This is a genomic window from Neorhizobium populisoli (assembly GCF_019430945.1).
Lineage (GTDB): Bacteria > Pseudomonadota > Alphaproteobacteria > Rhizobiales > Rhizobiaceae > Neorhizobium > Neorhizobium populisoli.
Map to the genome: position 1 here is coordinate 1 of NZ_JAHYCB010000016.1, position 26942 is coordinate 26942.

The 26942-nt window shown below is 57.8% G+C and carries 22 protein-coding genes and 1 pseudogene; 10 read left to right on the top strand and 13 right to left on the bottom strand.

What is annotated here, in order from left to right; translation table 11 throughout:
• Positions 1-1769: methylmalonyl-CoA mutase (gene scpA / locus KX729_RS29010; protein WP_219745954.1), on the top strand; the 1769-nt coding region annotated here is incomplete at its 5' end.
• A gap of 391 nt (positions 1770-2160) precedes the next feature.
• Here scpA and KX729_RS29015 read toward each other — a convergent pair.
• The 8 genes from KX729_RS29015 to KX729_RS29050 form a co-directional block, all read right to left on the bottom strand.
• Positions 2161-3108: a dihydrodipicolinate synthase family protein gene (locus KX729_RS29015; protein ID WP_219746029.1), complete on the bottom strand. Its 948-nt coding sequence runs from the start codon at positions 3106-3108 to the stop codon at positions 2161-2163.
• Between the two features lie 8 nt (positions 3109-3116).
• Positions 3117-4070 carry an ABC transporter ATP-binding protein gene (locus tag KX729_RS29020; RefSeq protein ID WP_219745955.1) on the bottom strand — a complete coding sequence of 318 codons (954 nt, stop codon included), beginning with the start codon at positions 4068-4070 and terminating at the stop codon, positions 3117-3119.
• Complete coding sequence (locus tag KX729_RS29025; RefSeq protein ID WP_376776092.1) at positions 4067-5110, bottom strand: ABC transporter ATP-binding protein; 1044 nt, start codon at positions 5108-5110, stop codon at positions 4067-4069. The genes KX729_RS29020 and KX729_RS29025 overlap by 4 nt, the downstream gene beginning before the upstream one ends.
• On the bottom strand, positions 5110-6027 hold the full coding sequence (locus tag KX729_RS29030; RefSeq protein WP_219745957.1) for a dihydrodipicolinate synthase family protein: 918 nt from the start codon (positions 6025-6027) through the stop codon (positions 5110-5112). The genes KX729_RS29025 and KX729_RS29030 overlap by 1 nt, the downstream gene beginning before the upstream one ends.
• Before the next feature lie 36 nt (positions 6028-6063).
• A complete protein-coding gene (locus KX729_RS29035) occupies positions 6064-6939 on the bottom strand; it encodes an ABC transporter permease (RefSeq protein ID WP_219745958.1) in 876 nt (291 codons plus the stop codon).
• 3 nt (positions 6940-6942) lie between these two features.
• Positions 6943-7902: an ABC transporter permease gene (locus KX729_RS29040; RefSeq protein WP_219745959.1), complete on the bottom strand. Its 960-nt coding sequence runs from the start codon at positions 7900-7902 to the stop codon at positions 6943-6945.
• Positions 7903-7974: 72 nt separating this feature from the next.
• On the bottom strand, positions 7975-9561 hold the full coding sequence (locus KX729_RS29045; RefSeq protein WP_219745960.1) for an ABC transporter substrate-binding protein: 1587 nt from the start codon (positions 9559-9561) through the stop codon (positions 7975-7977).
• Positions 9558-10289, bottom strand: a complete 732-nt coding sequence (locus KX729_RS29050) for a FadR/GntR family transcriptional regulator (RefSeq protein ID WP_219745961.1) — start codon at positions 10287-10289, stop codon at positions 9558-9560. Before KX729_RS29050 ends, KX729_RS29045 begins: the two co-directional genes overlap by 4 nt.
• Positions 10290-10402: 113 nt before the next feature.
• Between KX729_RS29050 and KX729_RS29055 the strand changes: the two genes are divergently transcribed.
• The 3 genes from KX729_RS29055 to KX729_RS29065 all read left to right on the top strand — a co-directional run bounded on the left by KX729_RS29055 (position 10403) and on the right by KX729_RS29065 (position 13200).
• Positions 10403-11926, top strand: coding sequence for a putative N-acetylmannosamine-6-phosphate 2-epimerase (locus KX729_RS29055; RefSeq protein WP_312992581.1), 1524 nt, complete (start codon positions 10403-10405; stop codon positions 11924-11926).
• 484 nt (positions 11927-12410) lie between these two features.
• Positions 12411-12566: a hypothetical protein gene (locus KX729_RS29060; RefSeq protein WP_219745963.1), complete on the top strand. Its 156-nt coding sequence runs from the start codon at positions 12411-12413 to the stop codon at positions 12564-12566.
• A 364-nt stretch (positions 12567-12930) separates the two neighbouring features.
• Positions 12931-13200, top strand: a complete 270-nt coding sequence (locus KX729_RS29065; RefSeq protein WP_219745964.1) for a hypothetical protein — start codon at positions 12931-12933, stop codon at positions 13198-13200.
• Positions 13201-13993: 793 nt separating this feature from the next.
• On the opposite strand, the gene KX729_RS29070 is transcribed toward KX729_RS29065, so the two are convergent.
• Together KX729_RS29070 and KX729_RS29075 are read right to left on the bottom strand one after the other, a co-directional pair.
• Complete coding sequence (locus KX729_RS29070) at positions 13994-14218, bottom strand: hypothetical protein (protein WP_219745965.1); 225 nt, start codon at positions 14216-14218, stop codon at positions 13994-13996.
• 826 nt (positions 14219-15044) lie between these two features.
• A complete protein-coding gene (locus tag KX729_RS29075) occupies positions 15045-15311 on the bottom strand; it encodes a hypothetical protein (RefSeq protein ID WP_219745966.1) in 267 nt (88 codons plus the stop codon).
• Between the two features lie 298 nt (positions 15312-15609).
• Here KX729_RS29075 and KX729_RS29080 point away from each other — a divergent pair, with 298 nt between their 5' ends.
• From KX729_RS29080 to KX729_RS29095, 4 genes and pseudogenes are all read left to right on the top strand, one after another.
• Entirely contained in the window at positions 15610-15831 is a 222-nt protein-coding gene (locus tag KX729_RS29080) for a DUF982 domain-containing protein (protein ID WP_219745967.1), read from the top strand.
• A gap of 126 nt (positions 15832-15957) precedes the next feature.
• On the top strand, positions 15958-16095 hold the full coding sequence (locus tag KX729_RS29085) for a hypothetical protein (protein WP_219745968.1): 138 nt from the start codon (positions 15958-15960) through the stop codon (positions 16093-16095).
• A gap of 301 nt (positions 16096-16396) precedes the next feature.
• Positions 16397-17871, top strand: a pseudogene (locus KX729_RS29090) (methyl-accepting chemotaxis protein); the annotation flags it as partial.
• Positions 17872-19500: 1629 nt separating this feature from the next.
• The gene (locus KX729_RS29095; protein ID WP_219745969.1) at positions 19501-19746 is read left to right on the top strand and encodes a hypothetical protein; all 246 of its coding nucleotides are present in this window, start codon (positions 19501-19503) and stop codon (positions 19744-19746) included.
• 36 nt (positions 19747-19782) lie between these two features.
• Here KX729_RS29095 and KX729_RS29100 read toward each other — a convergent pair whose 3' ends face one another.
• Complete coding sequence (locus tag KX729_RS29100; RefSeq protein ID WP_219745970.1) at positions 19783-20019, bottom strand: DUF6894 family protein; 237 nt, start codon at positions 20017-20019, stop codon at positions 19783-19785.
• A 785-nt stretch (positions 20020-20804) separates the two neighbouring features.
• A complete protein-coding gene (locus KX729_RS29105; protein WP_219745971.1) occupies positions 20805-21161 on the bottom strand; it encodes a hypothetical protein in 357 nt (118 codons plus the stop codon).
• 513 nt (positions 21162-21674) lie between these two features.
• Between KX729_RS29105 and KX729_RS29110 the strand changes: the two genes are divergently transcribed.
• On the top strand, positions 21675-22046 hold the full coding sequence (locus KX729_RS29110; protein ID WP_219745972.1) for a hypothetical protein: 372 nt from the start codon (positions 21675-21677) through the stop codon (positions 22044-22046).
• Positions 22047-22206: 160 nt separating this feature from the next.
• Here KX729_RS29110 and KX729_RS29115 read toward each other — a convergent pair whose 3' ends face one another.
• Entirely contained in the window at positions 22207-24081 is a 1875-nt protein-coding gene (locus tag KX729_RS29115; RefSeq protein ID WP_219745973.1) for a diguanylate cyclase, read from the bottom strand.
• Positions 24082-24236: 155 nt separating this feature from the next.
• On the opposite strand from KX729_RS29115, the gene KX729_RS29120 reads away from it, so the two are divergent.
• Entirely contained in the window at positions 24237-26399 is a 2163-nt protein-coding gene (locus tag KX729_RS29120; protein WP_219745974.1) for a bifunctional diguanylate cyclase/phosphodiesterase, read from the top strand.
• Positions 26400-26942 lie beyond the last annotated feature (543 nt).

Here is a 26942-nt window from a genome sequence, read left to right on the forward strand (position 1 = left end):
TCGGCAAGGCCGGCGTGGCGATCGACAGTGTCGAGGACATGAAAATCCTGTTCGACGGCATTCCGTTGAAGGAAATGTCCGTCTCGATGACGATGAACGGCGCCGTCATCCCGATCCTCGCCTCCTTCATCGTCGCCGGCGAAGAGCAGGGCTGTTCGCGCGCCGAGCTTTCCGGGACCATCCAGAACGACATCCTCAAGGAGTTCATGGTCCGCAACACCTATATCTATCCGCCCGAACCTTCGATGCGGATCGTCGCCGACATCATCGAATATACGGCGAAGGAAATGCCGCGCTTCAATTCGATTTCGATATCCGGCTACCATATGCAGGAGGCGGGTGCGACGCTGGTGCAGGAGCTGGCCTTCACGCTGGCGGATGGCCGTGAATATGTGCGCGCCGCGCTTGCCAAGGGCCTGAATGTCGACGACTTCGCCGGTCGCCTGTCCTTCTTTTTCGCGATCGGCATGAACTTCTTCATGGAGGCGGCGAAGTTGCGCGCCGCCCGCCTGCTCTGGTCAAAGATCATGGAGGAGTTCGAGCCGAAAAAGGCCTCGTCGCTGATGCTGCGCACCCATTGCCAGACATCGGGCGTCTCGTTGCAGGAGCAGGACCCTTACAATAACGTCATCCGCACCGCTTACGAGGCTCTGTCGGCGGTGCTCGGCGGAACGCAGTCGCTGCACACCAATGCGCTCGACGAGGCAATGGCCTTGCCGACCGATTTTTCGGCGCGCATCGCCCGCAATACCCAGCTCATCCTTCAGCACGAAACGGGCGTCACCAAGGTCGTCGATCCGCTGGCCGGCTCCTATTACGTGGAAAGTCTCACCAACGAACTGGCGGAAAAGGCTTGGGTCTTGATCGAGGAAGTCGAAGCCATGGGCGGCATGACCAAGGCGGTCGCCGAAGGCTTGCCGAAACGTCTGATCGAGGAGGCCGCGACACTGCGTCAGGCAAAGGTCGACCGTGGCGAGGAGATCATCGTCGGCGTCAACAAGTACCGCCTCGAAAACGAGGACGAACTCGACATTCTGGCGATCGACAACACCGCCGTGCGCAAATCCCAGATCAAGCGGCTGGAAGAGGTGCGCCGCCAGCGTGATCCGAAAAAAGTGGAGCAAGCTCTAAGCGCGTTGTCCGAAGTCGCCGGGACAGGCCGGGGCAATCTGCTGGAGGCTGCCATCGAGGCGGCTCGTGCCCGTGCCACGGTCGGCGAAATCTCCGATGCGATGCGCAGGAATTTTGGCGATCATTCCGCCGTGCCGGAAGTGGTGGGCGATATCTATGGCGCTGCCTACGAGGGTGATCCGGAATACGAGACGATCGTTACCCGGCTTGCCGACTACGGTAAATCCTCTGGAAAGAAGCCGAGGATCATGGTCGCCAAGCTCGGCCAGGATGGTCATGACCGCGGCGCCAAGGTGATTGCGTCGGCTTTCGGCGATATCGGCTTCGACGTTCTTGCCGGCCCGCTCTTCCAGACGCCGGACGAAGCAGCCGATCTTGCGGTCAAGGAAAAGGTGCAGGTGGTCGGCATGTCGTCGCTTGCTGCAGGTCACAAGACGCTCGCGCCGCAACTCGTGCAATCGCTAAAGGACAAGGGCGCCGAAAACATCGTCGTCGTGGTCGGCGGCGTCATTCCCCGGCAGGATTATGACTACCTGATGCAGAACGGCGTCGCCGCCGTCTTCGGGCCCGGCACCAACGTGCTGGATGCCGCCAATTCGATCATCGACATCCTCGAAGGCAAACGACGGAATACATAAGCGGCAAAGATCAGTGGCAAGTCCGCTAAGCACATGGTTGCGATGAGCGCGGAACCGATGAGAAAGAGTTTAACGTCCATGGCAGTCTCCTTTCTTCAAGGAAAGCGCCACTTGTCTTTGGCTTTAACGAGCATCACGCCTCAAAGTTATGCTGATGGTTGACCCGGCACGATATCTTTTTGTAGCGGAGCGCAGGGCCGCAGCGAGTAGCTACGCTTTTTACAAGCAGGGGTAGCCCCACACTCCGCGTGTCTAACCTCCCAAATCGCCGATAGTTTCAGTCTGCCGGCAGGAGCTGCGTGAAACGGTCGATCATCGTGGTCGGGCCTGGTCGGTGCACGATCGTGAGCCGCTAACGCTCTTGTCAAAGCGCCGATACGTCTTCCGTCAGTCAATCTGACGCGTCGGGAAAAAGCTCCGGAAGCATCGCAGTCACCGTCCCGCGCAACCGGCTGGCCGCTCGTTGCTCGATGAACCGATACGGCCAGCGCAAGCGAGTTCCGACCGGTCCCCAGCCACCGACCGCAGCGAGTAGCTTATCCAGTGCGGCGTTGGAATATCCGTGGTCTCGCCGAAACGGGACGATATGATCGTCCATGAAGGCGCAGATGCGGCTCTCGATTTGCAAGGCGGTCTCGATGTCGGTGCGCATCATATCGGTCCAGAGCTGCGCGCCCCGCGGATTGAGGCAAGCGACGTTCGAGAACGCGCCAGCGGCAATCCCTTGCTTGATACCCGTTGCCAGATGGTGGCCGGGAATGAACAGCGCGTATTCCTTGAGATGGCGTTTCGTCTGCGCATACCAATCTGCGTCTCCATCGGCCAGCTTGATACCAACCACCGAAGGGCAAGGGCCGCATACGTCCGCAAGCTCGCTCGGCGAAAGCACTCGTTTGGCATGCGGAGGATTGTAGAGGATGAGTGGGATGCCGTCAGCCGCGTCTGTGACACGTTTCAGAAACTCGATGGCTTCCGGATTGGTAAGGGGCCACCAGTCGGGGAGGATCACCTGGATGGCCAACGGCTTCAGCGGCACCGCTCGGCGCAGGCGGTTCAGCATGATGATTGGATCTGGCTGGCAGGCCCCGATCACGAAGGGCATGCCGGCAGCGTCGCAACGTCCCGCCAGCATGTCCTGTATCCGGTCGTATTCCGTTTCCGTTTGGTTGTGGAATTCGCCTGCCGTGCCGTTTGAATAGATACCGTCGACGTCTGCCGCGATGAGGATGTCGATCTCCGTGCCAAGCGTGCCGAAATCAATGGTGTCATCGTCTGCGATCGGCAGGAGCAGGCTCGCCCAGTTGCCTGCGATGGGATGGCGGCGTGTTTGCGTGGTCATCTCGTCTTTCAATCCAGGTCGTCGCGAATGCAGGCCTTGAAGCGGCCCGGTGCCATTTCGCGCAGATCGGGTACGATCTGCGCACAGGCGGGCAGCGCGAGCGGACAGCGCGTACGGAATACGCAGCCGCTAGGCGGATTGGCGACGCTTGGAATATCGCCTTTCAGGATCTGGCTTTCACGCGGCGCATCAGGATCAGGCGAGGGGATCGCCGAGAGAAGTGCCCGCGCATAGGGATGCAGTGGTTTGGCGTACAGCTCGGCGCTCGGAGCGATCTCCATGATCCGGCCAAGATAAAGAACGATCACGCGATCGCAAATATACTCCACGACTGCCAGATCGTGGCTGATGAACAGCATGGTCAGGCCCAGATTCTGCTGCAGGTCGCGCAAAAGGTTGATCACCTGGGCCTGGATGGAGACGTCGAGCGCCGAGACCGGCTCGTCCGCCACGATGAATTCGGGCGCGAGCGTTAGCGCTCGCGCAATGCCAATCCGCTGGCGTTGACCGCCGGAAAACTCATGGGCGTAGCGGCTGACGGCGTCCGGCGGCAGATCGACTTGCTCGAGTGCCTTGCGGGCACGGTCCATGCGCTCAGAGGACGTCGCGATGCCCTGGATTTTCAGGCCCTCGGTCAGGATTTCACCAATCGTCATGCGAGGCGAAAGGCTCGCAAACGGGTCCTGGAAAATATACTGCATGCGCGGCCGAGTGCGGCGCATCTCAGACTCAGAAAGCGTGGTCAGTTCGGTTCCGTCGAAACGGACGCTGCCCGCCGAAGGCTCGACAAGGCGTAGCACAGAGCGGCCTATCGTCGTCTTGCCGCTACCGGATTCACCGACCAGACCCACGGCCTCGCCCTTGCCGATATCAAAAGAAATGCCATGCAGGATCGTCAGGTTCGTGCCGCGCGATGTGTAATGTTTGCCCAGATCGCGCACGGATAAAAGCGGTTCGGTCATTGGCCTATCTCATCTGATATTTCTCGCCAGCGATTACAGCGGGTCTGATGGTGCCGATTGACGTCGAAGAGTGGTGGTACCGCCTCACAACAGTTTTGCTTGGCGAACTGGCAGCGCGGCTCGAAAGCGCAGCCCTTCGGCATGTTCATCAGGCCCGGTACCATGCCGGGAATGGCATAGAGCTTTTTGCCGGCCTGTTTCATTCGGCTTGCCTCGCCGATCTTCGGCATCGAAGCCAAGAGGCCCATCGTATAGGGGTGTCTCGGATTGCGGAAGACCTCGGCGACCGGTCCGGTCTCGACGATCCGCCCGGCGTACATAACCGCGACGCGATGGGCGATTTGCGCAACGACGCCGAGATTGTGGGTGACGAACAGCATGGCCATGCCGCGTTCCCGCTGCAATTTCTGCAGGAGGGCGAGTATCTGTGCTTGAATGGTGACGTCGAGCGCCGTTGTCGGTTCATCGGCGATCAGCAGCGTCGGATCGCAGGCGAGCGCCATGGCAATCGTCGCGCGCTGGCGCATGCCGCCGGAAAGCTCGTGCGGATATTGGCCAGCGCGGCGCACGGCGTCAGGAATGCCGACACTATCCAGAAGCGATACGGCCGCATCCATCGCCGCCTTCCGGTCTGCCCCGCGATGGATTCGGATCGGCTCCGAAATCTGGTCGCCGATCGTGTAGACTGGGTTCAGGCTCGACATCGGCTCCTGGAAGACCATGCCGATATCGTCGCCGCGAACCCGGCGCATCTCCCGCTCGCTGAGCGAGACGAGGTCGCTGACGGCACCGTTCTTGCGTTTCAGGCGCACGGTGCCGGCGGCGATCATGCCGATATTGCGGGTCAGCAGGCGCATGACCGAGAGGCTGGTCACGGATTTTCCCGAACCGGATTCGCCAACGAGCGCAAGTGTCTCGCCCGCTCCAACGGTGAGGTCAATCGCGTTAACAGCCGTCAGTTCTCCGGAGCGAATGCGAAAGACCGTTCGCAACCCCTTGACGTCGAGAATGGTGTCGGGCGCCTGCTGCATGGTGTCCATCAGGTCAGAAGACCGGCTGTGCGCAGGATTTCGTCTATCCTGGCGGTTTCAGCATCGTTAAGGGCGGCGCGTGGGCGCGGCATGAGGGCAGTATCGATGATGCCGAGGCTCTTCATCGCCGCCTTGAACGCGCCGATGCCCGATGCTCCGCCGCTGACGCGGCCGGCCCCGACCCAGACAATTTCGAAAAGACGGCACAGACGTTCCTGCTCCTTGCGGGCCGCAACCCAGTCACCACGTTGCGCGGCTTCCCAGAGGCGGATGTAACCATGTGGGTCGACATTGGCGATGCCGGGTACCACGCCGTGGGCGCCCATCAGAAGCGCGTTGTCGACGACAATCTCGGAGCCGGTCATCAGGAAGATGTCCTTGTTATCGGCAAGATCGAGAAGCAGATAACGGAAATTGCCGTCGTCCCCGCTGGAATCCTTGACGCCAATGATCGTGCCTTCCTTGGCCAACGTGACCGTGGTCTGGCGCTGCAGCTTCACGTGGACGCAGACCGGAATATCATAGGCAATCAGCGGTATGTCGACGCCGTCGCGGATAAAGCGGAAATGGTCGAGGATTTCCGCCTGGCTGGTCACCGTGTAGTAGGGCGCGGTGACGACAACGGCATCGGCACCGGCCGCCTTGGCGATCCTTGCATGGTTGATGACGAGGTCGGTCGTGGCGTCGATGACGCCGACGATCAGCGGCACCCGGCCGTTGATGACCGTGGCCGAGTGCTCAATGATCTCCTTGCGCGTGCGGGCGTCATGGAAAACCACTTCGCTGGTCGAACCCAGCACAAAAAGGCCGTGGCAACCTGCCTCGATCAGGTTTTCGAGCACCCGCGTATAGGACGGGTAATCGACAGTGAAATCCGTGTTCAGCGGAACGATGACGGGAGGAACGACGCCCTTGAACTTGCTCATTTTCGGTTTCTTTCAATCGTCGGTTTGAGACTACAGTCAGTGTAATTCGGCGCGGGGATCAAACGCGTCGCGCAGACCGTCGCCAATGAAGTTTATGGCAAGGACGGTAACGACCAGCGCACCGCCGGGGAAAAGCCATTGCCAGGGATACTGTTCGAGAACCGCGGTGGAGCGGGCAGCATTCAGCATGTTGCCCCAGCTCGCCGCTGGCGGCGCGATGCCGAGCCCAAGGAAGGACAGGCCGGCCTCGAGAAGGATAGCATTGGCGATCTGCAGCGTCGCGAACACCACAAGGATGTCGATCGAGTTCGGCAGACCGTGGCGGAAGAGGAGGTGCGGGAGACCAGCACCCATGCCTCTCGCCGCCAACACGAAGTCCCGTTCGCGAAGTTCGAGGAGCCGCGAGCGTACCATTCGCGCCAATAGGGGCCAGGATAGAAGCGAAATCACCAGAATCGTTGGCCAGATGCCTGTGCCGGCGATCGAGGCCAGCACCAGCAGGAAAATGACCGGCGGCAGCGTCATCACCAAATCAACGAATCGCATCGTCACCGCATCCGTCCAACGGCCGGCGAGTGCGGAAATGGCACCGACAAGAAAACCGATGGCCGCCGAGATCACCGTCGAAGCGGCCGCAACCAGAAGCGAGATGCGGCCGCCTTCCATCGCTCTGGCAAAAACATCGCGGCCAACACCGTCCGTACCGAACCAATGCTTGGCACTCGGACCCGCATTCATGGCCAGAAGGTCGATATCGTTCGGCTTGAAGCTCCACCAGAACGGGTAGGTCAGGATGGCAACCACCAGCGGGACGATCAAGGAGACGCCGGCCATCGCCGCGCGGTTTAAGCGGAAACGTTCGAAAGCGCGGGCAAGCGGGCCGGGACTGCGGTGAGATGTTCGTCCTAGCATGTCTCAGCCCACCTTGATGCGCGGATCGATCACCGCATAGGCGAGATCAGTGAGGATGTTGACGAAGATGACGCAGGCACCAATCACCAGCGTCGATCCCATGATGACGGGATAGTCGCGGTTCTCGACGGCATCGACCATCAACAGACCCATGCCCGGCCAGTTGAAGACGCTTTCAATGAAGATTGCCCCGCCGATGGCAAGGCCGATGGTCGACCCGATCAAGGTCACCACCGGCAGGAGCGCATTGCGCAGCGCGTGCTTGGTGATGACCCAGAATTCATAGACGCCCTTCGCGCGGGCGGTGCGCACATAGTCCTGATTCAGCACTTCGAGCATGGAGGAGCGCATGTAACGCATGATCAGTGCCGTCTGCGCTACCGCCAATAAAGCGGCCGGCAGGATAAGGTGATGCAGCAAGTCTGCGATTGAAAAATCACGGCCGGGCGTCAGCATGCCGCCGGAAGGTAGCCAATCGAAATAGACGGAAAACAGATAGAGCCCGACCAGCGCACTCAGGAACGGCGGGCTGGATATGCCAGTAACTGCAAACAGTGAAAAGGAAAGGTCAACGACCGAATTTCGGCGAACCGCACTGATCATGCCGCTGGCAATGCCCGCGATGATCGAGATGACGATGGCGGATCCCATAAGCAGGACCGTTGGGCCGATCCGCGAAAAGACGAGGCTTAGCACCGGCTGGTCGGGCCGCTTGATCGAATAACCGAGATTGCCCATCACAGCTTGCTGCAGCCAGGCGAGATACTGCACCGGCAGCGGCGCATCAAGCCCAAGCGTATCGCGCAATTCCACAAGATCCGACGGCGACATCGGGACATTGGGATCGATATAGGCATCGATGGGATCACCTGGGGTAAGGCGCAGCATGACGAAAATGAGCATGCTTAAGGCAAGCAGCATGCCCGCCCCGATCAGCAGACGCCGGAGACTGTATTGCAGCATGGGAAATCCGTTCCTGTGAGCGTGGACGGATCAGCGACCCGCCCACACTTCGTTTCTCAGGAGTGGTTGCGCTTATTCGGCGATCGACCATTTTTCCGGATGCGCCTGGTAGGGGCCGCCGCCGGGGGCGGGGGTCCAGACGAAATCCTTCAGCTTTGCGGACGCGACGCCGTAGCGGTTCGCTACCCAAAGCGTTCCCCAAGGCAGGTCCTTGTTCATCACCTTGCAGACCTCTTGGTAACGGGCATCGCGCTTGGCAGCGTCGGTTTCACCAAGGGCTGCATCAAGCGCCTTGGTCAGGTCCGGCATGCGCACGCGGGCGACGTTCGGGCCGGCCGGCGGAATCTGCTTTTCGTTGAGACCGACATTGATACTGCCCGCATCCGGGCCGTTCTGTAGGCCAGCATAGACCATCTGGAACTGGGACGTATCGGGTGTCGGGTTGAGCACGATACTGTTGTAGGTCGGCGTATCGACCGCGCGTGGCGTAACATTGATGCCGGCCTGGCCGAGCATTGCCTGAACCGCAGCCATGACGTTGGCGGCTAGTGGCGTGGTGTAGTATGTCAGCAGCGTGATAGGCTTGTTGCCGTTGATCTGGTCCCAGCCGGCCTCTTTGAGAAGCTGCTTGGCTTTTTCCGGATTGTAGGCATAGGGCTCGATATTTTTCGGCACGACTTGTTCGGAAACATAGGCGCAATTCGCCGTTTTCGCGGCACCGCCGTACAGGCTTTGAATAATCGCGTCGCGGTTGATCGCATACATCACCGCCTGGCGGACACGCGCATCCTTCCAGATCGGGGAGTCATGGTTGAAGCCAAGATAATTGACGACAAAGCTGTCGCCTTCGATGATGCGAAAGTCCTTGTTGTTCTTGAACGCTCCAAGGTCATTCGAGTCCACATAGGTGAACTGGATCTCGCCGGCGCGTAGTGCCGCAATCGCCGCCGCCGGATTGGCGAAATAGCGGTTGATGACCTTTTCGAGCGCAGGTTTTCCGCCGCGGTAGTCGCTGTTGGCAGCCATTTCGACATATTGGTCGGTGACGTATCTGGTGAACTTGAACGGACCCGTGCCGATCGGCGTCGTCGACCACCAGGTATTCTTGGCCAATTGGTCCGGCGCGATCTGCGACAGCGCGTGTTCCGGTAGCATCATCACCTTGGTCAGCGTGTCCATCAAGCTCGAGGATGGAGCCGAAAGCTTGATCACCAGCGTTTTGTGGTCCACAGCCTCGACAGAGGAGACTGCCGTCAAACGCGCCGCCAGAACCGAACCGGTCTTGGCGTTCTGGGCGAGGCCCATGGTAAACTTGGCGTCCTTTGCGGTGAACGGCTTGCCGTCATGCCATTTCGCATCGGCAAGCTTGAACGTATATGTCAACTGGTCGGCACTGACCTCATAGGATGAGGCCAGCAGGCCGACCACCTTCTGCAGCTTTTCGTCATAGGTGACCAGCGGCTCGAAATAGACGCTGAGCCAGGTGAAGCCGCTCGTAGCTGCAAGCGGATTGAAGTTGCCTTGAAACCCTCCCGGGCCGACATCGAAGCCGCCCGACAGGGTCGCGGCCTGCGCGGGAGCGGTCAGCATTGGCATTGCGGTCGTGGCCATCATCGCGGCAATCGCGATGGCGGATGATATTTTCGACATTGCGTTCATTGTACTCCTCCCACATTTGAACTCGTTTTGTTGGCAGCGATCACCCGGGAAATGCCTTCGTAATGGCGGTCCAGGCGCTTTTGTGCTTCCGTGACGTTCTTCGCCTCCACCGCATCGACGATCGCTGCGTGATCCCTCCACGTTGCGATCGGGTCGACATTGTCGAGGTTCACGAAATCCGACGCCTTGTAGAAGGCGAGCCAGAAGACATCGATGAGGCGCCCAAGCGTATCGTTGTTCTGGCAGCGGAAAAGCAGAGTATGGAAAAGCTGGTCCTCGTCTGCGAAGGACCTGCCGCGCTCCGCCAGAACGCCCATCCGATCGACGGTGATGCGCAATTCGGCAATATCTTCGTCACTGATCATCTCAATCGTCTTGCCGATCAGGCCGACTTCGAGGGTGCGGCGGATCTCGATGACTTCCTCGATCTGGCGAAGGGCGCCACCAAGGCCATAAGCAAGATTGTCGAGAAGCGGTTCGAACGAGAACGCCTTTACGAAAATGCCAACGCCGCGGCGTGATTCCAGGACACCGAGTGATTCGAGCGCCTTGATGCCTTCACGCAGAGAGTTGCGGCTGACGCCGAGTTGGTTGGCCAGATCCGCTTCCGCCGGCAACAGCGTGCCGGGCTTGAGGCCATTGTCGCCTATAAAGGCGCGAAGACTTTCCTGCACGGAAACGTGGAGGAGCGGCGCGCGGGCCAACGGCTTGATGGACTTGAGCGACATGCCAGTCTCATTTCCTATCTTCATCATGCGAGGCGAAGACATATCCACTTGTAGGATATCTGTCAATCGGATATCCCTTTCGCGCTCAGTGTGTGAGATTTAAGGAGGAAGAGGTGGTGCTGCAGGGCTTGGTGGTTTCGTGTCAACCGGTTCCCGCCGGTCCTCAGGACAATGCCGATTTCGTGGTCGGCTACGCCAAGGCGGCACTGGCATCAGGGGCGGTGGCGCTTCGGATCGAGTCGATCGCTTATGTCTCCGCGGTTCGCGCGGTCACCGATGCGCCGATAATAGGTCTCATCAAGCGTGACCTACCCGATAGTCCGGTACGCATTACACCGTTTGTGGCGGACGTTGAGGCGCTTGCGGATGCGGGAGCAGACATTATCGCCTTCGACGCAACGGATAGGGTTCGTCCTGCTTCCATCCAGGCGCTTATCGGTGCCGTCAAGGCCAAAGGGCGAGCCGCCATGGCCGACTGTTCCTGCCTTGACGATGCGCGGTATGCGCTCGCAGCCGGCGTCGATTTCGTCGGGACGACACTTTCCGGTTATGTCGGGGGGCCTGAGCCGAGAGAGCCGGACCTGACTTTGATCTCGGCAATCCGCGCATTGACCTCAAATGTGATCGCCGAGGGTCGTATCCGCTCTCCCGATCAGGCCGCCGATGCGGTGCGAGCAGGGGCTTCAGCTGTCGTTGTCGGCTCTGCGATCACGCGTACCGAGCATGTAACCAACTGGTTCAATGAGGCGGTTTCCAGAGCCCTTGTCGACAAGGACGAAGAAGCGGTTCTCGCGATCGATATCGGCGGCACCAAAACGATGGCCGCTCTGGTATCGGGCTCCGATGTGCTCGAAGTAATTACGGTCGCTACAGATCGAAGCACGGGGCCCGATCTTTGGCTGGCTGGCATCGCTGACAGCACCGCCGCATGGAACGGCCGTTATCGTCGCGTAGGCATCGCTGCAACTGGCCTTGTTCGCGAGGGCTGTTGGCGGGCGCTCAATCCGGCGACATTGACCATACCGGGGGACTATAACCTGAGCAAAAAGGCGCAGCGTGTGTTCAAGGCGCCCGTTTACGCGATAAATGACGCACAAGCTGCGGCTTGGGGCGAATACCGGTTCGGCGCCGGAAACGCAGAGGACATGGTCTTTCTCACCATTTCCACGGGCATCGGCGGCGGGATCGTTATGGACGGTCGGTTACGGAGAGGACTTGCGGGACATTTTGGACTTGTCCGCGGTCGCGCACCGGACGGTGAGCCCCTGGAAAACGTCGTTTCTGGGCGCTGGATGGCGGCCTGCGCCGCCCAGTCAGGTTATCCTGTCGACGCAATGGAAGTTTTCGCCCGGTGGCGTCAAGGCGAGGAATGGGCCACTAAAATCGTGTTGCAGTCGGCGAAGCATATGGCTTTGCTTTGCGAAGATATTCAACTGACGCTCGATCCTGAAACAATTGTCATTGGCGGAGGCATCGGTCTCGCCAAAGGCTTTATAGAGGAGATGTCTCGACACCTCTCATCGCGTTTTAGGCCGAACCTCGTGGCGGCCAAGCTTGATCGCCAGGCTGGTACAATTGGTGTTGCCGACCTGGTCAAAAACCAATACCACCGCAGGGCTCATATACTTCAACGGTAGTTTTTTTGGGTGCTGCAACTTTTGTGCGCCGTCGACCATCCATTGACCCACTCCCCTCGGCATAAGGAACGTCACGTCATTCGGATCGTTCTTCTCATGGTCAACCGCTCCACCGTTCAGAAAGTGCATAACTTCAGGATCAAGCTCAAGATTAATGAAATCAGCGCGGTCATCCGGGCAACTGGGCCTAAGCGTCAGTCGCATCGTTTGTAAGACAGAAATTTTGAGCATTTCACATGTTAACATCAACCGGAGCCACTGACCAAGCGGTTCACGAACGACGGTCACTTTTCGTCAGGCACGCCCGTCCTTCGGACGAATCGCAACTAACTCCAAAGAAAGGCTTCCGTTACGCCGTCACTGAAGAAGGCGGCGAAGAGGCCGCCAGATAATCAAGTGGATTGAGTTGCGACACGGCTAGTGTCAGTGCCCCTTGACTCTCACGCCAACCAGAACATAATGAGAACATCAAAAAGGATGTCTCATGGGCGTAGTGCTGAAATATCTCGTCTTACCTATCAAAAAAGCTCCCGCCAGCACCGTCCCTGCTGAAGTGCGGCAAGCCTCGGATGCTGCTTCTGCCGAACGAATTGCACCTTCCGCTGGCCCGGTGTTCGAACAGGAGGTGTCCAATGGATGATGGGCTGAGACATCTTGCAGAACCGATCTGCGGAGCTTGCGGAGGCGGCCTTGAATACGACGGCGGCGAACCTCGGCCGGAGGACGTTGTCGCCTGCGAAAAGTGCGGCGCCTCTGCCACATACGCGGAGGTCGCCGAAGACCTCACTGCATTTTACGATGAATGGAACCGGGGCGTACCGCATCCCCAACGCCGGTTTGCCATGCGCATTGTTGCCGTTGGTCGCGAAGAGGATTTTACATGCAAGCCGGTTCGCCTGAACTACTGAGCGACCTCGCTTGGGCGGTAGAAGCTGAACTAGCCTTCCACGACGGTGACGCAAAAGCGGCTATTGCAGCGTTGATCGAGGATCGCAGGCAACTTCATGACCAACTGGAGCTCGCCGATGCCGCCATCAGCAGAGGCTACACTCGCGGATGGCGGCCAGGGCATGGCCGGTGATACCCGCACCGCCGTCCTCGACCGCATTCGTGACCTGCCGGAAGTCGCAAGTCTGTATGAGTTCGCGGTGGTCGTGAATGCTGGCCATGACCAGGACCGCATCGTCAATGTGCTCTTTCAACTGGCCAAGGAGGGCGCGGTCGAATTGCTGACGGGGAACCGACTGCGGCGGAAAAACCTCCCCAATATGTGAGCTTGCGCCGCATTTGACTCGACCTTTCCAATTTTTTGCTTACATTCGCACTATCGTCACCCGTTTTTGAGCTGTGACGGCAGGGGGATTCGACGCGCTCTCGCTCGCTAGGAGCCAGCATGATGACCCCGCATGGATTGCAGGATAGGTATTTCGTTGTTCAGGAGATCGATCGGACTTGGTCGATTTGCGACCGAGATATTGTCGAGGTGGAGCGAAATCATCGTATCGTTACATCACTGACGCCCGAGCACGCGATCCGACTTTTGCGGAAGCTGAACGAGGCTCAAAGCGAAGCGGTCCTTTGAAATCGAGCTTGCGGTTTCGGGTGCCGACCGAAGCAGAAAGTCCCGCTGAGTTGCGCCGCGGGGGGGATCGAGTCTCAGACAGCCCGGCATTGGGTTAGGTCGCCCGCAAAGATCGTTTTAGCCTTAGGCAGGAGTTTGTGATCTGATTTCGCGATAGTCGTCCAAAAATCACGACCCAGAGCGCTCCTCATCACCAGATACCGGACTACCGGTTCGCCCATCACGGGCCGCCTTATTGATAGACGGAAACGCACGCCTTCCACTTCGCGCTCAATAAGTTCTCGAGTCATATTGTTCCCCTTTTCTCAACCTTGGGATGAAACAAGGGTTTTTGCATTGATTTACATCAAAACCTTTTCTCGCGAAGGTCGCTTTAATGCGTGCGGCGGAACCAAATCCCGGCCCCTGCATTTTATGTCCGTCGCGGCGGCATGCTCGTCCCCCTCCGCAGAGATCTCTCAATCTCCGCCGCCGCGACGCCCCCCTCAAGCAAGCCTCTCCGCCGTGTAGCTCTTGATCAGCGTCTCGCCGACCTGGCAGACATTCATAAAGCCACCGACGTTCGGCGAGCCTGCCTGGTGCCGCATGAGCGCCGGCATGCCCGCAACCGGATCGTCAGCGAACCGATCGAAGACCCCAGCCGGTACCGTTGGCGTGACGAGGCAGTAGGGTATGTCCTGTTTTTTACCATCCGTATTCGCTGCTGACACGATTAGGGAGGCCGGACCATCCTTGCCCCAGCCAGCGACAACAATTTCGACGTCGTCGAAGCCGAGCCGGCAGTATGCGTCGAAAAGGAATGCTCTCGCCGAGTGTTATCGAAGGCGCCGACGCAGATCGCGCCGACAACCGAGCGGGTTCAATAGTTTAGCTTTATCGGCATAAGCCAGCGACGGCGACAGACGCCTGCAAATACTTATCCGCCGGATCGCCGCTCTCCGACTCTGGTTCGACCGCGAACCGCGACGATGCTGGTGTTCCGCCCATTGAGCCGAGGCACCGCAACAGCAGCGTCTGCCCCGGTACGCCGAGCTCGCCGGTTGCGTGACGCCGTGTGCTCTGTTCCAAGCATTCTAGTATTTTCTTATGTCGGCCGAGAGGCTGACGACGAGTTTTTCAAGGTCGGTCGCGGGCATCAGCGGATGCCTCTAATGCGCGCACGACGGCGCGCCGCCGCCGGAGCGGTGGTGAAATGGTTCATGGAAAACCTTTATAGCACGGTGGCCGCGATTGATTGGCGCCGCGGAATATGCTTAAATCCCTTTAGATCAAGGGGATATGGTCATGATGACCGCGATGACATGGCCGGAATTTGCAGCGCTGACCGTTGTGCCAACTCTGCTGGCCTTGGTAGGGCTGGCCGTAGCATTTCTGGGAACGGACGATCGGACGCGATTATAACGTTCGCCTATGTTTCAACTTTCTCGGGGAGAAGACATGATGTCATTTCTGCTTGGATGGATGATGCCGTTTGGATTGGCCGCAACGGCAATCGGGCTGGCTTACGCTCACGAGCGGCTTATGCGGCGCGGCTAGTCAGAAATACTTGTCCGCCGGATCGCCGCTCTCCGCTTTTTGTTCGACGGCGAAACGCGATGACGCCGGCGTTCCACCCATCGATCCGAGGCACCGCAACAGCAAGGTTTGGCCCGGTACGCCAAGCTCGCCTGATGCGTGACGTCCCTGAAGGATGCTCGCGCCGCGGACTGTAATACGGCGCGGCGGCTGCCATTCGATTTCAGTTGCGGATAGAACGCACGGCGTGTCGCGCCGGTCAAACACAGGCGTTTCTTCTAATTCCAAGGCCATCACTCCTGGATTGGTAGATCTGCGGGCCATTCGGCCTCATCGTTAGCGAGCTCACGGAGAGCAAATCTATCTAATGTTGGCGCGGCAAACGGCGTAGTGCGACTACGAAAAATATTGCTGGCGTTCACATCGGAGTGGGTCAAACGGCCGCAGTTCGGATTTCGAATTTTGCGGACGGGAAAAATTGCCTAGGCCGCCGGTTCAGCGGCAAACGGGCCGAGCGATCGCTTACACCCTCCCGTTCTTGCTTCCGCCGAGCCGCGCCCTATGTCCTCATCAGGAGGAAACGACAATGAATGATAAAATTTGGGATCAACCTGTCAGAGTAGGCGACGCTTTGATCTTCTCGCCGATCGATGCGCACCGCTTCCTGCAATCACAATGGCCGGACCGCAAGGACATGGCTTTCGCCGACGCTGAATCAGCCATTCGAGCGGCGCTCGACGGTCGCGTCACGGTTGATGAAGCACGTGTGAAGTTCGAGAAGGCGTTGAAGTCAGCCCATCTCAACTGAGCCAAAAAACCCAATGATTTCTCGCGCTCGTGCGCTTGTGCGCGCGTGTGTCAGGATTTTTTGTAACCGCCCGGAACTTCGTCCTCTGCTCAGCGTTCACGCGCGAGAATTTTCAGGGGGCTGAAGATGAAGCTAATTCTTCTACTAACTGCCATGGGTTTTTTTGCGGCGGCAATCGCCGCGACTGTCACACTGCCAGGAGGCTACAAGCCGAAGCCGTTTAGTTTTGCGGCTGACATCGGATCGGTCGAGACCGCGAGCTGAGGCAAAAATCTGTAATTGCGTTTGCGCTGTAGGATGCCGCCGGTCTGCGGTTGAGCGATGGGGGACCGTGAGGCGCCCCTGGGGCAGGGACTGCTATCACTCTGTGGATTGTTTCACACCCATAGGTGCCGACAGAGATACGTGATGCTACCTTGAATTACTGAGGAGTATCGGCACAGAATTCGTCGATCCTGCGATCATTGCGCGTCTTGATGGTTTCATGCAGTCGACAACAGGCAAGGCTTTGCAGCAGACGATCGATGACATGACCAAGAATACTGCTGTGGCGCCTTCGCCCGCCAGCCTTGAACGCTGGACGAAGGATATGGCTGATCGGCGCAATTTTGTTGGTCAGCTGCTGTTAGATACGGCGACCAAGGTTCACGCCGAAGCCAAATCGAAGTTTGAAGACGCCCGGTTTATTCTAGCCAAGATGATCGGCGGGCTCGCCATTTTCGTCGTCGCTGCAATCGCTCTGTCGGTTTCTATTGCAGGCTTCCTCTCGCGTTCGATCCGTCGCATTGGCGAACGGATGTCGAGCCTTGCTGCCGGCAATACGGATGAGGTTATCCCCTTTGCCAATCGCAGGGACGGTATAGGTGACATGGCTCGCTCGGTTGAGGTGTTCTGCAAGTCTGCTATCCATAACCGCGATCTTGAGACTGAAGCGGACGCTACCCGACGTCGTTCGGAAACCGAGCGTGCCGAACTGCAGCAGCAGACAGAAGCAGAAGCGGAAGCCCGTCTGACACAGGCAACCGGCGCACTTGCCACGAACCTTCGAAGCGCTGGCGCCGCAATTCGAAGGCCTGCGTCACGACTTCAATACGTCGGTCCGCCAGTTGCGTGATGCACTGCTCAGCGTCGGCAACTCGGTCGCCACCGTCAACAGCGGCTCGAAGGAGATTTCCGACGCGTCTGACAACCTGTCGAAGCGCACCGAGCAGCAGGCTGCCTCGCTCGAGCAAACTGCCGCGGCACTGGAGGAGATCACTTCCAACGTCGTCTCGACGTCGAAGCGCACCGCCGAAGCCCGCGATGTGGTGCGGGATTCCCGCATCCGCGCCGACCAGTCCGGCCTGGTGGTCCGCAATGCGGTCGCAGCCATGGAGCGGATCGAGAAGTCGTCGCAGCAGATCGGCCAGATCATCGGTGTCATCGACGAGATCGCCTTCCAGACCAACCTTCTGGCGCTGAATGCCGGCGTCGAGGCGGCTCGCGCCGGTGAGGCCGGCAAGGGGTTTGCTGTCGTCGCTCAGGAAGTCCGTGAACTGGCACAGCGTTCGGCAAATGCCGCCAAGGAGATCAAGGGCCTGATCTCGAACTCGGCCGTGGCCGTGTCCGAAGGCGTCAAGCTGGTCAGCGATACGGGCGAGGGGCTTGCAGCCATCGAGAAGCTGGTTCAGACGGTGACCTCGCATATGGACGCGATCGCGACCGCCGCTCAGGAACAGTCGGTCGGTCTTGCGCAGGTCAATACCGCAAGTCAACCATATGGACCAGTCGACCCAGCAGAATGCCGCAATGGTTGAGGAGATGAATGCTGCGGGTGCCGGCCTGGCGCACGAAAGCACCAAGCTCAGCGATCTGCTTTCGCAGTTCCGGCTTGGGGGCGCTGCCGCTTCAAGCCAGTTGCGCGAGACCGCGAACCGCATGCGTGCTCCGGTTTCGCCTGCACGTCCCGTCGCCCCAGCGCCGAGCCGTCAGGCTACCCGTGCGCCGGTTTCTTATGGTAATGCCGCAGTCGCTCAAGGCACCGACGACTGGCAGGAATTCTTAGCTTCGACTGAGATTGATAGCGGCGGATCGCTTTACGACCCAAAGAAGGCTGTCTGCCGCCGTCGGCGAAATCGACCCTGTTTCGGTCCATCGATTAGATCCGGCCGATCGTTCAGCTCGAATGAGAGTTGACCTCTATCTGGCATGTCCAATCGTGGTTATCGAGGCAATTGCCGCGTTTGACGGCTTCTTGAACCGCATAACCGGTGTCCATATGTGGCGAGATCCAATCTGGCAGCAAGGCAATTGCAGGAGCTTCCTCCTCAAAGACACAACACTGGTGGGCTCATCCGCAATCATCGAACGAAAGGTCGCTTTGCAAGGTATGAAGGCGTCACGCGAACGTCACAAAATGGCTGGCGCCAACGGTGAGAGCGTCACGGAATGGGAAACACGAGACCCAACTCGAGCAAAACTCGGTCTGGTCCTTGTAAGCCTGGAGAATAGCCAAAGTGTGTGGGGCGTCCTGAAGCCTGCAATTCTAGGAACTGGGGGTGCCGGACCTCAGGCCGCCAAGAGATAGGTAGAATGAACTTTGATATTCGTCAATTTCGAACAGAAGCGGTTCGAGTTTGAGATTTGGATCGCACATCCCAAATTAACCTTGAAGCATAACCTTAATTAGTGAATTCTATTGAAAGGTCGTGCGTTTCGCGTTTTTTTCAAGGTGCGGAGGCTGTCATGGATATCAAACTGTTTCTCATCGGGTCGGCACTTCTCACAATCGCTTGGATAGGGGGCGTAGCTATGGTGTTCTGGTCTTTCTGGCCGGTCCTATAGTGAAGCGTACAGTTTTGAAGTGTGGCTTGGCGAAAAGTTGCAGGCGCCTTCCGATCGTCTGGTTCGTCGCATCGCAAAATAGACGACAGTGGCTTTCGGGCCGAGCCGGACGCGCTTGCTCTATTCTTGATCGTCGATCGAACCCGAACACGACGGTGGTAAAACCGGCGAAGGAACGCCAAGCGTCATCGGAGGCGAAACGCCTTGCAGGCGGTCACAATTCTCCGCGTGCAACCGCATAAATGTGCCAACGTCCAGAGCCAACCCTGATCTCCGCGATCTCAATGAATGAAATCAAAAAAGCGATCAGCGCTTCCCGGATGAAACGTCTTGTCGCCATCAAACGTAGATAGGATGCAACGGGGAACTTTCAGCCCGATCGTGGCTCGCCGTTGGCTATGCGGTTCTATCGATTACGCAAGGTTATCAGATATATGCAGGACAGCGCACATCGACGCGTTCGGATCGCCAGGGATTTTGACAGGGCAGCAATGGCGTTTTCACATTCACTTCCCTCGTTCCTGATCAACTGGTCGCCATGCACGCACAAAATTATCAAATCATCTCGCCGCGTCCTATCAGCGATGAAAACGCCTTTCGAGACGTGTCCGTCAGTTGCTGCTACGCAGAAGGCCTCACTCGCTGAAGGCCATATATCTGTATCGAGAATGCGGACAGCCGGATTCGTCTATCGGTTAGTCGCGGAGAAACACGAGCGTTCCGTGCCTATGTCAAAGTACATAGCCAGCGTTTTTGTATTACGTTATTAGTATCTGATGACGGCTGGAAGCTTGAGGGCCGACGGTTATGTTCAGCTAATACCGCCCCACATTCAGGAGGCGCGTGATGAAACGCTCATGTGTAGACGTAATCCCTCGCAACGGCCAATACATTGTGCGGATCATTGAGAACGGTGAGACGAAGGATCACACGTTTGATTTTGAGCTACACGCGCAGGCATTCGCCGATGGCCAGCATTTCCGCCTATTAGCGCTGGAAGCCCAACCGATGGTGGATGCCGCTGAATTTGAGCGTAAGCCCGATGCCTCGCCGCTTTCGCACGATCGTAGTCGAGGTCCAGCCGTTCGATAACAACTAAGCTCGTCTGAGAACTGCTTGGGCTGCGGCTCACGACTGGTCGGTCGTATCTTGCACGGTCAAATTACCCTTGTATACGCTGCGACCTGCAACATCTCGAACGTTGACGCGGATCCGTCGTTCGCCATCACGCGGCAGTTCGTCCTTGGCAAGATCAACAAGGAACCTGCCAGCTTCTTCGATGACTTTATCAGAAGAGATTTCAATGCCGGTATCGTCGCTATGGCTGTCTGGTCCATTGTCGATATCAAAGAAAAATCTAGGCATTTACGCACCACACTCGTTTGATGTGATCAAAGCATTTATACCGGGCTTTGGTTCCGAGGATTTCGCAATGGCGTCGCGGCCGCCGGCCCATGGTCGATATCATTTTCCTTCGCTAGGTCGGTGAGTTCTGCTTCCAGTTGCCGACCGTAACCGTTTGCTAGCCGATATTCGCATACGCGCACGCTTTGTGCTGTACCTCGGAATCTCCACCTGGCTTTGGGCGAATCCTCTTCGGTAACATACCAGCTTCGTCATCCATGGAACGACAGCCTCAGACGGCTCAGTGAGCCCGGTTTTGCCGCCATGCACCTGATGGAGTGTATTGTCCACGAGGTCAGCTTCCTATTCTTCAGGATCGGCTTTCGCGTAAAGGTAGCGATTAGCAGTCACGCGAGGAGGCGCAACTGGTGACATCAGGTGTTGGGCGGTTGCACAGGAGCTTACATCTTAGGCCCGGCAACCTTGCTTGACATGTTGTCTATGTCTTGTTCCTTTTACGACGGCCTGCCGCCAAAGGGGCGGCATAAGCCGAGCTATCGACCCCACTCCATGCCTTTTGGGCGTCTTGTCGCTCACGATGTTTACTACGAGCTTATGGTTGAATTGAAATTGACGAGGTGTGTTCTCGCGACGTCGCATGCTGGGAGGACAACTCGCGAGCGGCAAAAGCGATCACAAGCAGGCTGGCCGCTACGACAATGACCGTCCTGATGCCCATCTCCTCCGCCTTACAAAAAAAAGAGCCCGGCGATGCCAGGCTCCTACGCTCATTCAATGCCCAAGCTTTACTTGCCACAAGCCGGGTTGGTTGAAGTCGTGTCGTTAGCAGGAGCGCCCTGCACGCCTGCGCCCGGAGTGCCAGGTGCGCAGTTCGGGTTCGAGCCGGATGCCGAGCTACCCGAAACGCCACCAGAGCCCATCGTGCCCGAGTTGCCCATCGTACCGCCGGTGGTGCTGCCGGTCGTGGTTTTGTCAGCCGGAGCTCCCGTCGTGGCCTGTGTATCGGTTTTCGGGGCAGACGTGCCGGGCGAAATCGTCGCCGCACCGGATCCGCCGCCCTGGTTGGAGTTGCCGCTCTGGGCAAATGCCGACGTAGCCATACCGATCGAAAGTGCCGTTACTGCAAGAATCTTGAAAGACATGTGTTCCTCACCATTAGGTTTATAAACCCTACATCCACCAAACCCGCCGGACTGCACTTCGTTCCAGGGAACAGCAGTTGAAGTTGAGGGTTTTGCAGCGGGGCAGGAGGAAAACACTTGCCCCTCTCACCGGGAAGGGCTCGCTTCGGCGAGCCCTTCTTTGAACCACCGCGATACGTGGTCCGAATGAGCAAATTCTTCTCACCCGTTGACGATATGCCGCCTGGTCTGCGTATCCTTCATGGTGCTGCCAATCGCGGCTCAACGCGGATCGATAATACATTATGACCATCCACGCAGTAATATATGCACTGTTGAGGCGGCCCTTAACGTGCGGTATTGGCGGGCTCAAGGTCCGACATGAAAACAGCGCCGAAGACGTCAACAGAGAAGCCGGGACCCTAAGCCAATCAATATAGGACCTGATACTGATATTGGGGGTGTGATGGCCTTGACGGCGCGGGTCGTTGCGGTCGATGACGTCAACTCGCGCGAAATTGAGAGCAGTCCCCCATGCCCTATTACCTGGTTACTCAGACGTCGCTGGTGGAAGGCGAGGATGAGGTCAGGGCAGCTCAGAAGGTTCTGGCGAAGTTGCAGTCGGAAGGCTCGACCGAATTTACCGTGAAGTTCGATGCAGAGAACATCCGGCGAGTGAGGGTCGCCAACCATTTAGCCTCAGAGCTAAACCAGCAAATTCCGTATAGCCCAACCCAATTCGTGGAGGCGCTCCCGGAAAAGATCACGCATGGCGCGCCGGTTTTAACCCAAGGTGAAATGCGCGACCCCACGCAGTCGAACCTATCCGCTAAAGGCATCGTGTTTGGACTGAGCCTATTTGGCGCTGGCCTAATCACGGGGCTGGTTGCAGACTTTCTCAATTAAAACCGCTCGTTATGGGATCGCTGCGTAGTGTCTCTTGTGGAGTAGCCACCGCTTTCGGTGCCTGCTGTTGACCGTTTTGAGTCGGTACTATTCACTGGCATCGCGTTTTCCATGCTTACAGGGCCCCGTGACGCTCAGTACTTCTTCAAGCTTCGCGGATTCACACCGCAATCGACGCCTGTTGGGCGACATGCACGCCGCTCACAACCCGATTGCGACCATGCTTCTTTGCCCGATAGAGCGCCATATCCGCGGCGCCAAAGAATTGTTGGGAATTAAGGGGAGAGGTGGCTGTCACGTCCAGCGTTGCAGCCCCAATGCTGACAGTCACGAATTCAGGGGAGTTCCCGGCATGAGGAATGGCAAGCAACCGGATCATTTTCCGGATTTTCTCCGCAACCGCCACCGCGCCTTGCTCATCCGTGTCCGCAAGGAGAACAGCCATTTCTTCCCCACCGTAGCGGCAAGAAAGGTCAGTCGGTCGCTGGACACATCTTCGGATGACCGCCGAGAGTTGGCGCAAACACTCGTCGCCGGCTGCGTGACCATAAGTGTCGTTGTAAGCTTTGAAATGATCGGCGTCGATCATCAACAGCGACAGCGGCGCGCGGCTTCGGCGCGCTCGCTGCACCATTTCCTCGAAGCGGATGTTGAACGTCCGGCGGTTTGCAAGCTTCGTTAATTCGTCTGTACTGGCCAGAGCGTTTAGTTCATCTTCGATTGCTTTCTGGCGCGTTATATCGCGGCTGATCGCCACGGCACGTGATGGCGCGTTTCTGGTCGATGGAAGCTTATTGAGGACCGTCTCAAGCCAGACTTCCTCGCCAGTCGGTTTCGTATGCTTGAGCACGAATTTTTCATGCCGCGAACCGGCCTTTATCCGATCCGTCACATCTCGGACGATGATCTCGGCCTCTGCATCAAGCCCTGCAAACACGCTTTTTCCCACAAGCCTGTGCGGCTCGATACCTAGTATGTCCGCAGATGACGGCGAAACATATTCGCGAATGCCATTTTGATCAAAACGAGCAATCACGTCGCTCGAGGATTCAGCCAATAGCCGGAATTCTGCCTCACTTGAGGCCAGCATCGCCTCGCTCTTCTCCCGCATGGCCGAAACATGTCGCCAGACACCAATCGCCACAAAGACGGCAAGCATCAGCAATGCCGTGTAGGTCCACCGAATGCGCGCAGTTTGGAGCCACTGGGCAAGGACTTGGCTTTCGGAGGCCGCAGCAAGCACGACGATCCCCGACCTCGCACTTTGCGTGTAAGCACCAATTCGCCATGTTCCGTCGAGCGGTGATTGGTACCGGTACGCGCCTCCGGGTGCCGCTTTGAGATAATGCGAGAACAGTTCCGTTGGGGAGATGTTTGCCCCCATCAGCGTCTCTTCCATCGGCCCGCGGGCTAAGATGATCCCGTCACCCCGGGCGATCAGAAAAGAGCCTTCGCTACCGACATTAAAGCGCCTGAAGAAATCGATGAAGTGACCGACTCGGACCGTGGAAACGACAGCCCCGCCGAAAACTCCGCCAGCCAACACGACTTTTTGCGTAACAGGGATCACCCACTCGTTTGAAAGACGGCTGACGATTGGCTTACCCACGACCGGCAACGGGAAAAGGCTTTTCTGATGGAATCTGAAATATTCCCTTTCCGAAAGGTCGATTGAGCCGGGTTGAAGCTGATCGGTAGACGCGATCAGTGCTCCTTCGGCGTCAATATAGGAGAGCGTGTCGAGTGTGGGGGATGCCTTCATTTGCTGCGTGATCAGTAACTTGATCTTCGACGGCATGTTAGGCACGCCTTGCTCATCCTTGATCTCTGCAATCATGCTCGACAAAGGCAGGCGAGACATTTCGATGAGATCGTCGGTGTGTTGGGCGATCGATTCTGCGGTCTGGCGCAGGGAGGCCTTCACCCGACTGACTTCGGTCGTCCAGTTGGAATATTCGGCCCATCCAAGCAGGGCAGCAAAGCCGCAGCATCCCGTGATAACAGCTCCTGCTAGCAATGTGGCTCTTGATATCACTGGGGCTCCTCGATGTATGTGACGAGTCTCTCACGTAGTGTTTTAGAAAGCCTAAATTGCGAAGCAGAAGTGCAGCATCTTGCTGCTCGTCCTTAATTAGTAATTGATAAAATGCGTGCATCCTGCCCTCTGAATGCCAATTGCAGGTCAGTGCCATGGAATTACTGTCGAATACGCGCGCTTCTTCAGAAAAGAGGCGCGTTGCCCTCGTAACGCTCTTTTTTACCTGCGTCATCGGTCTGATCGCCGGCCTCGTTTTCACGGCCGTGATTAATATGAGGGACCAAGCCGATCACATCGATGACGCCCGCGCAAGTCGTGCTGTCACAGCTGCCATTCGTTCTTTTCAAGCACGGATCAGTTCCACAGTCCGCGACAATGCCGTCTGGGACGACGCTTTCAAAAACATCGGATCTGCCGACGCAGCCAACTGGGTCTATCAGAACTGGGGCAAAACCAGCGAGGATTATCCTCTCTATGATGTTGTCGTTGTCCTTACCCCTAACCGAACCATCTTAGGCGCCTTCAAGAAGGGTGCGGAATTCAACGCCGCCTCCGATTTTGGTCAGAGCCTCACGCAATTGGCGGCGCGGGCGTCCACATCGGGCAAGCGCCCAGTTACCGCTTTCGTGCCGACAGCCGAGGGGATTTATCTGGTCTCGGCAGGCGCCATCCGGCCGTTCAGTGACAACCCTCCGGAGGGAACGTTAAGCACCCTTTTCTTTGCGAAACGCTTGACGCCTGAGGTTATTGGTCAGCTCGACGACACATTCGACATCGGCGGACTAAGGATCACGGCTTCCCCAGACCGCCATCTGTTGAGCATGCCGCTCCTCGGTGATAGCGGCCGCGCAGTTGCATATTTAGAGTGGCCGCGTCGGACCCCCGGAAGCCAGACATTTGATGGCGTCTATAGGTCGCTGCTTTTGGCGGGGGTACTGTTCATTTCTTTTATCTTGGCGATTATTGCGACGGCGGTCGCGATAATACGTAGTTTGCAGCGCGATGCTGTTTCTGCCACGTTCAGGGCTACACATGACGGACTCACAGGCCTGCTCAACCGTGCTGGCCTGCTAGATGGAATCGACACGGCAAAAATTTCATCTGGGGAGCAACCTGCGTTGGCGCTGATCGATTTAGACGGCTTCAAGGAGGTAAACGATGCCTGGGGCCACGCGATCGGCGACGAGCTCATCAAGCTCGTCGCACAGCGGCTCAAAGAGAACCTTCCGCATGCGAGAATGATTTGCAGGCTTGGGGGCGATGAGTTTGCACTCGTAGATGACGCTAACGATATCGGCGCCAACTCGGCTGCATTAATACAAGCGTTGCACGAGCCCTTCCGCATTGGCGGCCGCACGATTGAGGTGGGCGCCAGCATCGGTACAGCGTTGTTTCCTTCGGATAACCCTGATGGTTTCGAACTCCTGCGTCGTGCCGACATGGCACTTTATGAGGCTAAGGAAAGTGGTCGAGGACGCGTTGTCAACTATCGCACCGCCCTCGATTTCCAGCGCCACCAACGGACAGAGATGGAGGCCAAACTCCGGCTAGCGATAGATAGGCGAGAGGTCCGGCCTGCGTTTCAGCCACTTGTCGACGCCAAGACTGGTTCCTTGCGAGGCGTCGAAGCGCTCGCACGCTGGACGCCCGAGACCGGACCTGTCAGCCCGGACGTATTCATCGCTGTTGCTGAACGGGCCGGTCTCATCGACGAGCTTGGCCGGCAAATCGTGGAGATGGCCGTTGAAGTGGTGTCACCGTGGAATAACGTTGGATTGTCCATCAATGTCTCGCCGGTTCAATTGCGAAACCCTGACTTTGCCGCACTCGTCCAGACTATTCTCGATGCGAAACAATTCGATCCTAATCGATTGACGCTCGAGATTACAGAGGGGGTGCTGATGTCAAACCCAGAGCAAGCGAAGCGGACGATTGCACGGCTGAAGGCCATTGGGGTTAAGTTCGCGCTCGACGACTTTGGCTGCGGTTATGCCAGTATTGGCGCCCTGCGCGAGTTCGGGTTTGACCGTATGAAGGTAGACCGTTCGCTTGTTACTGCATTGAAGGATAAGAAGGGGGCCGGCGTCCTCAGTGCGACGCTTTCGTTGGCCAAAGCGCTCGATATTCCGGTAACTGCGGAGGGCGTTGAAACCCAAGAACAGGCGGATATCCTGACCAGATCCGGATGCGATCAGCTCCAGGGTTATCTGGTTGGAAGGCCCATGGGGTCCAAGCAGGTTGAGGAGGCTTTTCTCAACTCCATTGCTTCACGCCAGCGCCGCGCGACAGCCAACAAAAGGAAGCAAACCGGCTGATATGATGGTGGTCGTGTGGTCGCCAGCGTGTATCGCTTTGCCGGCCATCGTCTGGAAGTTAGCAGCCATGAAATAGGCCGACGAACCGCTTGCTCCGTTCGCTCGACATCGCAATTCGAGACCGCTAGCGCCAGGCTTATAGCTTTACAGGAGCCCTCGGCTTACAACCGACGGGCAGTAGGTTCGAAACTCGCAGTGCCGATCACATAAGTCAGGCTCGCTGCACAAAGTGCGCCCAGATGTGATACCCATGTGTCGCAGTCCCAATGGTCTCAGCAGCACAGGTTTCGGCCGATACGGATGGGGTATGCTAACTCTCGACGGCCTTGAGAGGAGCTAGCTGACATCTGAATCTTCTTCTCGGACAACTACAATCCGCATCGCGAACCGGCATTGCGAACGCGGTACACGGAATTCTACTCGTCGTATAAGGGTGTCGTACAGTCCGATGCGACCTCAGTAGAGTTAGCCGACCTTCAGCAGCTCTCGCAGGTAACTTTATCTCTGGCGCGCTTTGCCGCCCTCGTATTCCAAGCCGCTATC